The organism is Pontibacter russatus (assembly GCF_009931655.1).
Classification (GTDB): Bacteria; Bacteroidota; Bacteroidia; order Cytophagales; family Hymenobacteraceae; genus Pontibacter; species Pontibacter russatus.
Genome location: NZ_CP047984.1, coordinates 2,602,982 through 2,615,687 on the forward strand (window position 1 = coordinate 2,602,982; position 12,706 = coordinate 2,615,687).

General features: G+C 56.8%; 13 protein-coding genes. 7 read left to right on the forward strand and 6 right to left on the reverse strand.

The window, feature by feature from the left end; genetic code table 11:
* Nucleotides 1–17: 17 nt before the first annotated feature.
* Nucleotides 18–695: a 2-C-methyl-D-erythritol 4-phosphate cytidylyltransferase gene (locus GSQ62_RS10470; protein ID WP_161889451.1), complete on the reverse strand. Its 678-nt coding sequence runs from the start codon at nt 693–695 to the stop codon at nt 18–20.
* A gap of 305 nt (nt 696–1,000) precedes the next feature.
* Nucleotides 1,001–2,047 (reverse strand): tRNA preQ1(34) S-adenosylmethionine ribosyltransferase-isomerase QueA, encoded by a 1,047-nt coding sequence (queA, locus tag GSQ62_RS10475; RefSeq protein ID WP_161889452.1) that lies wholly within the window; start codon nt 2,045–2,047, stop codon nt 1,001–1,003.
* 191 nt (nt 2,048–2,238) lie between these two features.
* On the opposite strand from queA, the gene GSQ62_RS10480 reads away from it, so the two are divergent.
* From GSQ62_RS10480 to uvrA, 6 genes are all read left to right on the forward strand, one after another.
* The gene (locus GSQ62_RS10480; RefSeq protein WP_161889453.1) at nt 2,239–3,486 is read left to right on the forward strand and encodes an ABC transporter permease; all 1,248 of its coding nucleotides are present in this window, start codon (nt 2,239–2,241) and stop codon (nt 3,484–3,486) included.
* A gap of 21 nt (nt 3,487–3,507) precedes the next feature.
* Nucleotides 3,508–3,633: a hypothetical protein gene (locus GSQ62_RS21000; protein WP_262886630.1), complete on the forward strand. Its 126-nt coding sequence runs from the start codon at nt 3,508–3,510 to the stop codon at nt 3,631–3,633.
* On the forward strand, nt 3,620–4,483 hold the full coding sequence (locus GSQ62_RS10485; RefSeq protein WP_161889454.1) for an LOG family protein: 864 nt from the start codon (nt 3,620–3,622) through the stop codon (nt 4,481–4,483). The genes GSQ62_RS21000 and GSQ62_RS10485 overlap by 14 nt, the downstream gene beginning before the upstream one ends.
* Before the next feature lie 140 nt (nt 4,484–4,623).
* Nucleotides 4,624–5,010, forward strand: coding sequence for a DUF202 domain-containing protein (locus GSQ62_RS10490; RefSeq protein WP_161889455.1), 387 nt, complete (start codon nt 4,624–4,626; stop codon nt 5,008–5,010).
* Between the two features lie 246 nt (nt 5,011–5,256).
* Nucleotides 5,257–5,625 carry a YidH family protein gene (locus GSQ62_RS10495; protein WP_161889456.1) on the forward strand — a complete coding sequence of 123 codons (369 nt, stop codon included), beginning with the start codon at nt 5,257–5,259 and terminating at the stop codon, nt 5,623–5,625.
* A gap of 143 nt (nt 5,626–5,768) precedes the next feature.
* Nucleotides 5,769–8,681 carry an excinuclease ABC subunit UvrA gene (uvrA, locus tag GSQ62_RS10500; protein WP_161889457.1) on the forward strand — a complete coding sequence of 971 codons (2,913 nt, stop codon included), beginning with the start codon at nt 5,769–5,771 and terminating at the stop codon, nt 8,679–8,681.
* 52 nt (nt 8,682–8,733) lie between these two features.
* Here the strand turns inward: uvrA and GSQ62_RS10505 are convergent, their stop codons facing one another.
* The gene (locus GSQ62_RS10505; protein WP_161889458.1) at nt 8,734–9,303 is read right to left on the reverse strand and encodes a DUF4142 domain-containing protein; all 570 of its coding nucleotides are present in this window, start codon (nt 9,301–9,303) and stop codon (nt 8,734–8,736) included.
* Between the two features lie 90 nt (nt 9,304–9,393).
* On the reverse strand, nt 9,394–10,002 hold the full coding sequence (locus GSQ62_RS10510; protein WP_161889459.1) for a DUF4142 domain-containing protein: 609 nt from the start codon (nt 10,000–10,002) through the stop codon (nt 9,394–9,396).
* A gap of 185 nt (nt 10,003–10,187) precedes the next feature.
* On the opposite strand from GSQ62_RS10510, the gene GSQ62_RS10515 reads away from it, so the two are divergent.
* Nucleotides 10,188–10,907, forward strand: a complete 720-nt coding sequence (locus tag GSQ62_RS10515; RefSeq protein WP_161889460.1) for an ABC transporter ATP-binding protein — start codon at nt 10,188–10,190, stop codon at nt 10,905–10,907.
* A gap of 119 nt (nt 10,908–11,026) precedes the next feature.
* Here the strand turns inward: GSQ62_RS10515 and GSQ62_RS10520 are convergent, their stop codons facing one another.
* Both GSQ62_RS10520 and GSQ62_RS10525 read right to left on the reverse strand, forming a co-directional pair.
* The gene (locus GSQ62_RS10520; protein ID WP_161889461.1) at nt 11,027–11,809 is read right to left on the reverse strand and encodes an enoyl-CoA hydratase-related protein; all 783 of its coding nucleotides are present in this window, start codon (nt 11,807–11,809) and stop codon (nt 11,027–11,029) included.
* A gap of 73 nt (nt 11,810–11,882) precedes the next feature.
* Nucleotides 11,883–12,506, reverse strand: a complete 624-nt coding sequence (locus GSQ62_RS10525) for a hypothetical protein (protein WP_161889462.1) — start codon at nt 12,504–12,506, stop codon at nt 11,883–11,885.
* Nucleotides 12,507–12,706: the final 200 nt, after the last annotated feature.

The following is a 12,706-nucleotide window of genomic DNA, read 5'->3' on the forward strand; positions in this document are numbered from 1 at the left end:
GTTACCTCCACCTTATTTTAAACTTCTCTTGCGAAGGCTTCTGCCAATACAAGATCCTCGGGCGTGGTTATTTTGATGTTGCGGTAACTGCCCTCCACCAGCACAATTTTCTCCCCAAGCTGCTCCACCACCGAGGCGTCGTCGGTGAAGTGCCCCTGCTCCGGCTGTTCATATGCCCTCCGTAGGATGCCGGCCCGAAAGCACTGCGGCGTCTGCACCAGTTTGTAATTTGCCCGTGGCACCGACCGGCTTCCCTCCTGCGTCAACTCCCGGACAGAGTCTTTCGGCGGCACAACCACCACGGCACTGCCATATATGGCCGCCGCCTCAAAAGCAGCCTTTATAGTGTCTGTTTCCACAAACGGCCTGACGCCGTCATGCACCGCCACCAGTGCCTCGCCCTGCACTGCCTCCAGGCCGTTTTTGACCGATGCAAAACGCGTAGCGCCCCCCGCCACGGCTATATGGCCTACAGTAAAGTGATGCCTGCGGCACAGTTCCTGCCATACAGCAAGTTGCGTCTGGGGCAGCACCACGATCAGGCGCACCTCCGGGTTGTATTGGTAAAACCGCTCGATGGTGTGCATCAGGACGGGCTTGCCTGCCACCTCTGTAAACTGCTTGGGCAGTTCCTGCTGCATGCGGCTGCCGGAGCCGCCCGCCACTATAATCGCATATTCCGGAAGATGGGTCATAACTCCAAAGATATGGGTTTGGTATACGAGTTCCGAATGGCGGGCCCGGCGGTTGCCTAAATGAAACAGGCCGGACTTATCAGCCACAGGGTTATATATAAAGTGCCTGCACGGCCTTCCCGCAGAAGCCCCGCCATATGGATAGAACGGGCACCAAACTCTCCTGGCGTATATATGGCTTTGGGCTGCCGCCTGTATATAGCTGGCAGCCTCGCTCAAGGACGCTTTTAAAGCAAAACGCCCCCTGCAGGGCGGCAGGAGGCGTTTTATATATGGCTTCTATATGCCGTGTCCTAAAATTCCGGTTACAGGATCAGCATCACATCGCCGTAGCTGAAGAAGCGGTACTTTTCCTTCACGGCCTCTTCGTAGGCTTTCATGATCAAATCATACCCACCGAAGGCCGCCGCCATCATCAGCAGGGTGCTCTCCGGCATATGGAAATTAGTGATCAGGGCATTCGCGATCTTGAACTCATAAGGCGGGAAGATGAAGCGGTCTGTCCAGCCTTCGTTTGCTTTCAGGCGGTTGTTAGCCGACACCGAAGACTCCAGCGCGCGCATGGTGGTGGTACCAATGGCGCACACGCGCTTCTTGTTGTCCAGCGCCCGGTTTACGATTTCTGCCGTCTCGGCCGGCACCATAAAGTTCTCCGAGTCCGTTTTGTGCTTGGTCAGGTCTTCCACATCCACCGGGCGGAAAGTGCCCAGGCCCACGTGCAGCGTCAACGGGGCCACGTCCACGCCTTTTATCTCCAGGCGCTTCAGCACCTCTTTGGTAAAGTGCAGGCCTGCGGTGGGGGCGGCCACTGCGCCCACGTTTTTGGCGTACACCGTCTGGTAGCGCTCCCGGTCCTCGGGCTCCGCCTCCCGCTTGATGTACTTCGGAAGCGGCGTCTCGCCCAGGTCGTTGATGGTCTTGTAGAACTCCTCGTCCGAGCCATCGAACAGGAACTTGATGGTGCGTCCGCGGGAGGTGGTGTTGTCGATCACCTCGGCCACCAGGTCACTCTCGCCGAAGTACAGTTTGTTGCCTACGCGTATCTTGCGCGCGGGGTCCACCAGCACGTCCCACAGGTGGATGTCCTTGTTCAGTTCGCGCAGCAAAAACACCTCTATCTTCGCGCCAGTCTTCTCTTTGTTGCCGTACAGGCGGGCCGGAAACACCTTCGTGTCGTTCACCACCATCACGTCGCCGTCGTCAAAGTACTCCAGGATATCTTTGAAAACCCGGTGCTCTATTTTGCCGGTGTCGCGGTGTACCACCATCATGCGGGACTCGTCGCGGTTTTCGGTGGGGTGGCTGGCTAAGAACTCTTCGGGAAGGTCGAATTTAAATTCGGATAATTTCATATATCAACTATTACGGTATTCACTGCGTTGGTTTCTGATAATAGAACACGCAGGATGCCTGCCGTGTTTCATAAACATCTGCTTTGTAGAAACCAAAAAATCAAACCGCAAATTTACTCAGTTTGCCCGAATTATTCTTACTTTTAAGGAAATTACTTCTGCATGATTCAACCTGAATTTAGAACAAAACTATGATATACCTGCGCCTGATAGCAGAAAGTTTCCGTTTCGCGTGGCAGGCGCTGCGGGCTAACATGCTGCGCACGTTCCTGTCGCTGCTTGGCGTCACCATCGGCATCTTCGCTATCATCTCGGTGTTCACGCTCGTCGACTCACTGGAGCGCAACGTGCGCGACAGCATGAGCTTTATCGGCGACAAAGTGATATATGTGCAGAAGTGGCCCTGGTCATTTGGCGGAGAGTACCCCTGGTGGAAGTACTTCCAGCGCCCGGAACCCACCATGCGCGAGTTCCGGCAACTGGAAGACCGCATCACCATGAGCAACGGGGTGGCCATTTTCGCAACGAAGGGCGACAACACTTTCAAGCACGAGAACAACAGCTACTCCGGGGCTAACCTGATGGGCGTGACCTACGAGTACAACAAAGTGGCGGAGATTCCGGTGGCACAGGGCCGTTACTTTGTGCCGCAGGAGGTGGAAGCCGCCCGCAACGTGATGCTGCTTGGGGACGAGGTGGCCTCCAAACTTTACCCGCACAGCAACCCGCTGGGGCAGGAACTGAAAGTGGCGGGCCAGAAGTTTACGGTAATTGGCGTGATCGAGAAGCAGGGCGAGAATATGTTCGGCATGCCAAACTTCGACCAGATGGGCATTGTGCCCTATGGCTCCTTTGCGAAGATGTTTGACGTGGGCCCCGACGGGCTTGGCTCCACCATCGCCGCCAAGGGCCGCGAGGACGACCCGGGCCTGCTGGAGTTGGAGTACGAGGTGCGCGGCCTGATGCGCAACATCAGGGGACTGCGCCCCCGCGACGAGGACAGCTTCGCCCTGAACCGCCCGGAGATGGCCACGCAGGCCATCGGCAGCTTTTTTGAGGTGGTGGGCCTCGGCGGCTGGGTGATCGGCGGGTTTGCCATACTGGTGGGCGGCTTCGGCATCGCCAACATCATGTTTGTGTCGGTGAAGGAGCGCACCAACATCATCGGCATCCAGAAATCGCTTGGCGCCAAAAACTACTTCATCCTGTTCCAGTTCCTGTTCGAGTCGGTGTTCCTGAGCCTGCTGGGCGGCGGCATCGGCATCCTGCTCGTGTTCCTGCTCACGCTCATCCCGCAGGACATTATGGCAGTGGCGCTGTCGGTGGGCAACATTATACTGGGGCTGGGCGTATCGGCCGTTATTGGCATGCTCTCCGGTATCATTCCGGCCGTTTTGGCCTCCAACTTAGACCCTGTTATTGCCATCCGCTCTAAATAAATACAGTTAAATCCCCGGCTTTTGCTGCGCCCCCACACGGCGTCGCGCAGCCGGGGCTTAATTTTTGTGATGCTGTACGCCTGCCATATCTATGGCAGGGTGCCGCAGGCACCGGAAGATGACGACGAGAAAAATGACGAAGCTTAGAAAGACAAGTAAAACCAAGCTGCACGAGGAAACAGTAAACACCGGCAGCGGCCAGACCATCCTGAACCCGGATGTAAATAATAACAAAGCTACCTCTATTACCGACCTGCGCGAAAGCGGCGAGTCCACGGCCCCGCCCGCCTCGGTGGAAGACAGGAGAATACGCCAGGCTTTTGTAGACAAAGACTGGAACGAGATAAAGATTGCGGACTCCTGGCAGATCTTCAAGGTGATGTCTGAGTTTGTGGAGGGCTTCGAGAAGCTGGCGAAGATAGGCCCCTGCGTTTCCATCTTCGGCTCGGCCCGCACCAAAAGCACACACAAGTATTACCAGATGGCCGAGGAGATTGCCGCCAAACTGGTGCGCCACGGCTACGGGGTGATTACGGGCGGCGGCCCCGGCATAATGGAGGCAGGCAACAAAGGCGCCCACTCCGAGGGCGGCAAGTCCGTGGGCCTCAACATCCAGCTGCCGTTCGAGCAGTTCAACAACATCTACATCGACTCCGACAAGCTCATCAACTTCGACTACTTCTTTGTGCGCAAGGTGATGTTTGTGAAGTACGCGCAGGGTTTTATCGGCATGCCGGGCGGCTTTGGCACGCTGGACGAGCTGTTCGAGGCCATCACCCTGATCCAGACGAAGAAGATCGGCGCTTTCCCGATTGTGCTGGTGGGCCGCTCTTACTGGGAGGGCCTGTTCCAGTGGATTGAGAACGTGATGCTGAACGAAGAGAGCAACATCAGCCCGGCAGACCTGGACCTGGTGCATATCGTGGACGATGCCTCCGACGCCGTGAAGATTATCGACGACTTCTACAGCAAGTACCTGCTGTCTCCGAACTTTTAAGCTGCATACCGCTACGGTATATATACCCTGCCGAAAAGAGCAGCCCCGATGCAGGGCTGCTCTTCTCTTTTGTGCTGCGGCGCCACAACCGCTTTTCGCCCTATCTTTACCGCTTTGCCTGCGTACATCTCTGCATGAGCATGAGGGCATTACTTTCCAGAAAAACAAACAAGAGGGTGAAGCAGGACCTGAAGGTCCAGGAAAAGCAGAACATCGAGATCCGCGACAGCCTGGCCATGGAACGCACCAAGCTCGCCAACGAGCGCACGCTTCTGGCTTATATGCGCACAGCCATGGCGCTGGTGCTGGCCGGGCTCACGTTCATCAAGCTCTTCGAAGACCCCGTATATATAGGCGTGGGCGTATTGGCCATTCCCTCTGGCCTTGGGGTGGCCTTTTACGGATACGGTAGGTTCACGAAGAAGCAGAAGGCCATTTCGCAGCACACCACCGCCTATACGCCCACCAGCCCCATACACGCGGAGGTGGCCGCGCAGCAGAAAAAAGACCCGGCCGCCCACATATGATCGCACCGCTGATCTTCGCTGACATGGAGCCGGAACAGAATGTAACAGCCCGTAACGAGCCATTTTCAAGAGCCGCGGTGGCGGAATCGCCCGCCGGTCTACAGGCTAATAAGTACCCGGACAAAATCAAATTGCTTTATACACAAAAGAACTATAGATATGATACCTGAAAATCAATAGTATATGACATAAAATGTCTTGTGTCTTAATACTTGTGTTCTTTTATTTACCTCTTAAAAAAACAAGATGCCTGATCCTGACAAAGAAAAGATAAAGAGACTCAAGAAGAAGCTTAAGCTGCAGGAGAAGAAGAATGCCGAGATCCGCGACCAGATGGCCGTGCAGCGCACCATCTTCGCCAACGAGCGTACTCTGATGGCCTACCTGCGTACGGCGATTACCATTATGGCCGGCGCCTTTGCCGCCATCAAGCTGTCGCAGCACAAGTACATGGAGGTTATTGGGTTTGTGCTTATGCCCGTAGGACTTGCCCTGGCGGTGTACAGTTTTTACAGGTATTTTCAGAAGCAGCGGCTCATACAGCGCCAGCGCCAGGATTATGCACAGACCAGCCACCACCACGCCGAACTGCACGAAAAGGAAGCCTCGCGCTAAGGCAACATCGACTGACGCACCACTCACGATACTTACCGGACGGTAAACCAAATGCTGCTGTTTTCTGTTAAGATGGGTTAGGGTTTCGCTCCTGCAGAAGCCTGATATTTCGTACCTTTGCCATTTAAAACCACACACGCTGCATGGCTTTTAACCAAGAGCAACAATCCATTAACGGCACCGCTACTTCCGACACCGCCCTCGCCCCGCCCGCCGTGGCCGGCGAGGCGCAGCAGATTGAGGTATACGGTGCCCGCGAACATAACCTGAAGAATATCTCCATTAAGCTGCCGCGCTACCAGTTGGTGGTGTTTACCGGCATCAGCGGCTCCGGCAAGTCCTCCTTGGCCTTCGACACCATATATGCCGAGGGGCAGCGCCGCTACATGGAGACCTTCTCGGCCTACGCCCGCTCGTTTATGGGTGGCCTGGAGCGCCCGGACGTGGACAAGATAGAGGGCCTCTCGCCGGTTATATCCATCGAGCAGAAAACCACCAGCCGCAACCCGCGCTCCACGGTGGGCACCATCACGGAGATATATGACTTTATGCGCCTGCTCTGGGCGCGCACCGCAGAGGCCTTCAGCTACGTGAGCGGCGACAAGATGGTGCGCCAGAGCGACGACCAGATTGTGAGCCATATTCTGGAGAACTTCCATGACAAGCGCCTGGTGGTGCTGGCCCCGGTGGTGAAGGGCCGCAAAGGCCACTACCGCGAGCTGTTTCAGCAGATCCGCAAGATGGGCTTTATACGCGCCCGCGTGGACGGCGAACTGGTGGAGATAACACCGAAGATGCAGGTGGACCGCTACAAAATCCATGACATCGAGATCGTGGTGGATAAGGTCGTGGTGAAGGAGGAGGACCGCTTCCGGTTGTCGGGCTCGATCCAGAACGCCCTGACGCACGGCAAAGGCACCGTGCTGACGCTGGACCCCGACACGAACCAGACGCACTTCTACTCCCGCCACCTCATGGACCCGGCCACCGGCATTGCCTACGACGATCCGGCCCCGAACTCCTTCTCCTTCAACTCCCCCTACGGCGCCTGCCCGGTTTGCAATGGCCTGGGAGAGATACAGGAGATAACTGAGGAGACCGTGATACCGGACAGGAGCCTGAGCATCCGCCGGGGGGGCATCGCGCCGCTGGGCGAGTACCGCGATATCTGGATTTTCAAGCAGATTGAGGCGCTGTTCAAGCACTTCAAGGCCTCTGTGGCCACTCCCATCAAAGACCTGCCGGAAGACCTGCTGCATATACTGCTATATGGTCTGGACGAGGACCTGGAGGTGAGCACGAAAAAAGGCAACTATACGGTAGAGTTTGAGGGCATCATCCACTTCCTGAAAGGCCAGATGGAATCGGACTCGGACAACATACGCACCTGGATAGAGGACTTTACCCAGACCACCGTGTGCCCGGAGTGCAACGGTTACCGCCTCAAAAAGGAGTCGCTGCACTTTAAGATCGACGGCAAAAATATCGGGGAGCTCTCAGTACTGGACATAAACAAGCTGGCTGCCTGGTTCGAGGGCCTGGAGGACAGGCTGAGCGAGCGCCAGAACGTGATTGCCCGCGAGCTGCTGAAGGAGATCCGGAAGCGGATCGGCTTCCTGCTGGACGTGGGCCTGGATTACCTGAGCCTGCACCGCCCCGTGCGCACGCTGTCGGGTGGCGAGAGCCAGCGCATCCGGCTGGCCACGCAGATCGGCACGCAGCTGGTGGGCGTTTTATATATCATGGATGAGCCGAGCATCGGCCTGCACCAGCGCGACAACGAGCGCCTGATCAACGCCCTGAAAGACCTCCGCGACCTGGGCAACTCCATCATCGTGGTGGAGCACGACAAAGACATGATCCTGCAGGCCGACTACGTGGTGGACATTGGCCCGGGTGCTGGCATACACGGCGGCCAGGTGGTGACGGCGGGCACGCCGGAGCAAATGGTGCAGGCGGGCACCACCACCGCCGATTTCCTTAGCAACCGCCGGGGCATTGCTGTGCCGCGTGTAAAGCGGCCCGGCACAGGCGAGGTGCTGAAGCTGAAAGGTGCTACCGGCCACAACCTGAAAAACGTGACGCTGGAGCTGCCGCTGGGCAAGATGATCTGCGTGACGGGCGTGTCGGGAAGCGGCAAGTCGTCGCTGATACACGACACGCTGTACCCTATCCTGAACACGCACTTCTTCCGGGCGAAGCGGGACCCGCTGCCCTACAAGAGCATTGAGGGGCTGGATAAAATCGACAAGGTGATTGAGGTGGACCAGTCGCCGATTGGCCGCACGCCACGCTCCAACCCCGCCACTTATACCGGCGTTTTCACTGATATTCGCACCTTGTTCGCGCAGCTGCCGGAGGCGAAGATCAGGGGTTACTCTCCCGGCCGCTTCTCCTTCAACGTGAAAGGCGGGCGCTGCGAGGCCTGCGAGGGAGCCGGTATGCGCACCATCGAGATGAATTTCCTGCCAGATGTGTATGTGCCCTGCGAGGTGTGCAAAGGCAAGCGCTACAACCGCGAAACGCTGGAGGTGCGCTTCAAGGGCAAGTCCATTACCGATGTGCTGGATATGACCGTGGAGCAGGCAGTGGACTTTTTCGACAGCCAGCCGCGCATCCTGCGCAAGATCCAGACATTGAACGAGGTGGGCCTGGGTTATATCACGCTGGGCCAGCAGGCCACCACGCTGTCGGGCGGCGAGGCGCAGCGCGTGAAACTGGCAACCGAACTGTCGAAAAAAGACACAGGCCAGACGCTCTATATCCTCGACGAACCGACCACCGGCCTCCACTTCCAGGACATTGAGCACCTGACGGACGTGCTGCACAAGCTCACCAATAAGGGCAACACTGTGCTCATCATCGAGCATAACCTGGATATAATCAAGGTGGCAGACCATATCATCGACATCGGCCCGGAGGGCGGCGAAGCGGGCGGCACGATTGTGGCCACAGGTACCCCGGAGGCGGTGGCGGCGGCTGGCAAAGGCTATACAGCCAGGTTCCTGGAGGAGGAACTGAAGACGAGCCACTACCGGGAAAGCGAAGAAGCGTAGGGAGTAATCCTGGCTCACAGCGGAGGCCGCTATATATAGCGGCCTCCGCTGTTTATATATTGTCTATCGTCTCTTCCAGCTCTTCCACTGTCTGCTGGTGCTGCCGCAGCAGGGGCAACTGCTTGGAGGCATACTGTTTCAGCTCCATTACCTGGCCGTTCTCCGCCATATCTTCGTAGCGCTCAATCAGTTCGTTGTGCTGCTTTGTGATGCGGTCTATATAGGCCAGGTCGAAGGCGATGCCCGATTTGGCGGTTATCTCCTCATATAGCTCGTGGTGGCGCGAACCGAGCGTGCTGGGCAGCACAAAATTGCGCTGCATAGCCACCTCTTGCAGCTCGTTCAGCATTTGCTGGTTGGCCTGCACCATCTCCTGGGCAATCTCCTTCACCTCCGGGCTGACGGCTTTCTCCAGGGCTGCCCCGCCGAGTTGCACCTCCAGCATGCTGGCGCTCGCGGCCTCGGCCGCAAACAGGGCGTCGTTTTCCATGCCCTCCACGCCCGCCGCCTCAAACTGCTGCACGCTTTGCTGCACCGCCAGTTCCACGCTGTCGTCGGGGGTGCAGGCGGTGGTGAACAGGAGGGCCGCGGCTGATAATACTGTTAGTGCAGATTTTTTCATGGTGCCAGTTGCGTTAAACAATAAAAGCACCTGCAAGATAATACTTACAGATGCTTTTAGTACTCAAATTATATATAGAACGTTGCCTGACTACTGATCAGCGGGCGTACCGGCGTTTGTGTTGTCGCCATCCAGCGCGTCGTTGATCTGTCTGGCACGGTCGAGGTGCTTCTGCAGGGTGGCGACGGTAGTTGCAGCGAAATTCTTGATTTCAGCGTCTTCGAGGTCTTCGGCGGCATCCTTGAACAGCTCCACGTCTTCTTCGTGGTCGCTCACCATCAGGTCCATATAGGCGTCATCGAAGTCAGCGCCTGCTTTTTCGCGCAACTCCTTCACATGGTCCATATGCTTGTCGCTCATGCTGTCAGGCAGTGTGATGTTCTTCTGCGCTGCCAGTTGCTTCAGCTGGTCGTTGGCTTTGGTGTGGTCGGTCACCATCATCTTCCCAAAGTCCTTTACATCCGGGCTCTGCGCCTTCTGCTGCGCCAGATTCCCTAATTCCACTTCCATCATACCACCGCTGGCAGCCTTCGTCATAAATTCAGAGGCTTCGTCTACCTGCTCTTCCATAGGGGTGTCTTCTACCCGCTGCTCGTTCACTTCCTGCGCCTCTTCTACGGCGCCTTTTTCCTGGTTGCAGGCAGCCGTTCCGAACAGGAGGGCGCCTATTATGGTCCATGTTGATGCAATCTTTTTCATAATTCTGTTGTAGTTTTAGTTCTCAAATGGGGTGCAAGCAGAATAATTTATACGTTTCAGAAAATATTGAGTTCTTATAGCCGGTCTAACTAATCCTATTATATATGGCTGAGAACTGCCGCAGGCTGAGCGGGCGCAGGGGCAGCCACGCTATTTTATAACGCTAACCAGTAAACCACATACGCATGATGTACAACAAACCAATGTTTGAGAGAGAGAGAAGAAACCGTGTAGGGCAGCTGTTGCTTGTTATTGCGCTGCTGTGGATGCCGCTAACGCAAGTGCAGGCGCAGGACGGGTACGAAGACGACATGGAGGAGGAAGAGGTGGAGCGCTACCGCGTGCTGAAGGTGAACCCCTTCCAGTTGGGAGACGTCTCGCTGTCCTATGAGAAGATGCGCACGAATCGCATCTCCAACGAGATTGCCTTCAGCTATATATACCGGAGCTTCCTGCAGGGCGACGGCGGGCTTCCGGAGGACGTGCGGGTGCAGGGGGCGGGCATCCGGATGAGCCAGCGCAAATACTCCAACAAGGCCTCAGGCAAGCCCTACGGTTTCTTCCACGGCTTTGTGTTCGGGTATCGGTTCATGGCTTTCGAAGAAGGTGTCTTCGGGCTGCCGGAGCACGCGCCCGGCGACCCGGATTACCGCCTGGTGGGCCGCCTGTACCAGAACTCGCTGGACCTGAGCTATCAGCTTGGGGTGCAGTTCAGGCTATCGGAGCACCTGACGGCGGAGGCGGCCGGCGCACTGGGGGCCCGTGCCAAGTACGCGCTTGCCAAAAACGCAGGCGCGCTGCTGACGGATAACATCATAGGCCATGCGTTGGTGGCCGAAGACAACTCCGCCGTTTTTGTGGTGCCCGCGCCGCAGCTTATCCTTTCGGTTGGCTACGCATTTTGATACAGCCAACAATACCGGCTATATATAAAAGGGAACAGCCAATGCAAAAGCTGCATTGGCTGTTCCCTTTTATATGAGATTTCGTTTATGTAGAAGTAAGGCATATATAGCCTTCGCTGCTACCTTCCCTTAAACTGCGCCTTTCGCTTCTCGTTAAAAGCGGCTATGCCTTCCTGGTAGTCTTCCGTGTTTCCGGCAATCTTTTGGCAGTAGGCCTCATATTCCAGCATCTCGTCCAGGGTGGAGCTGAAGGATTTGTTCAGCATCTTTTTTATCAGGCCGATGGCTTTGGTAGGGGCAGTGGCGTACCGGGCAGCCAGTTCGGCCACGGCGGCATCCAGGGCCTCCGGCGCCACCACCCGGTTCACCAGACCCAGTTCCTGCGCCTCCTCGGCCGTTACTTTCGAGCCGAGCGTGCTCAGTTCAAAGGCCTTCAGCGAGCCCACGGCGCGCGGCAGGAAGAAGGACGAGCCGGAGTCCAGCACCAGCCCCACGTTCACGAACACCTCTATCATACTGGCCGCAGACGAGGCAACCACCATATCGCAGGCAAGCGCCAGTGAGCAGCCCGCCCCGGCGGCCACTCCGTTCAGTTTACATATAATAGGCTTGGGCAGGTCACGCATGGCCCTGATGATGGGGTTATACCGCTTCTCCAGCGACTCGGACAGGTCGCGCTTGCTGGCTCCCGCGATGGCTTTCAAATCCTGACCGGAGCAGAAGGCTTTTCCGGCACCCGTCAGCACCACCACCCGCACGCTTTCGTCGCGGGCCACCTGCTTCAGCGCATCCTGCAGGTCGTAGCTTTGCTGGTCGTTGAACGCATTGAAAACGTCCGGCCTGTTCAGGGTGATGGTGGCAACTCCATTGGCTACCTCATATAGTAAGCACGCGTAGTTCATCCTGTTTCTCCGTTGGCTGCCTCGTAAAGTTAACAAAACACCTCCTTGCGGCAAGGCACCTATATAGCTGGGTTTACAGCCCCCCAGCGAAAGCCGCCACAACCGCCAGCAGCAGCCCGCTGGCAAAGCCCGCATATACCTGTGCGGGCGTGTGTACATGCAGGGCCAGCCGCGCCGTGAGCACCGCCCCCGACAGCAGGATTCCCAGCGCTATCGGCACCACCATGCGGGCCTCCGGGGCGAGCCAGTTCAGGACAAGCAGCAGGCCCAAGCCACCGCCCATCCCGATGCTGTGCGCGCTTATCTTCCAGAACAGCGAGATGAGGTAAGTCAGGAAAACGGAGGCGGCGATAATGCCCATCACAAAGTAAAAGAGGGCATCGAAGTTTGCCTCGCGGTGCAGCAGGTAAGCGGTGATGGCATAGCAGACACCCGTAAACAGCAGGGGCAGGCCACGCTGATCGCGCCTTTCCATCTCCACCGAGTCGAGGTGGCCGAGGCGCACCATGCTGTAGGCCGCCACACCCGGAAGGATAAACGTGGTAAAGAATATCATGGCCAGCACCACCCACCTTATATGGAAAGGCAGCGTGAGCGTAGACACGGGCATGTAATACAGGATAATCGCGAAAAGGTAAGTCGGGAGCAACAGCGGGTGGAAGGCCACCGACAGCACCTGCGCAAGGGTACGATTCACTATCAGTTATGAATTACGAGTAAGTGTAGCAGCCATATATGAACTTAAGCGGAAAGAAGCTATACCGGCGGCGGTTGTGGTTTGTTTTAGAAACGGCTACTTATCAACACGTCGCGCTGTGGATAACGGTATTAGTTCAGCTAAGATGAAGCATAATGAACCTTCCTACTCCCCTTATTAGGCGGAGTTGTTTTCTATTG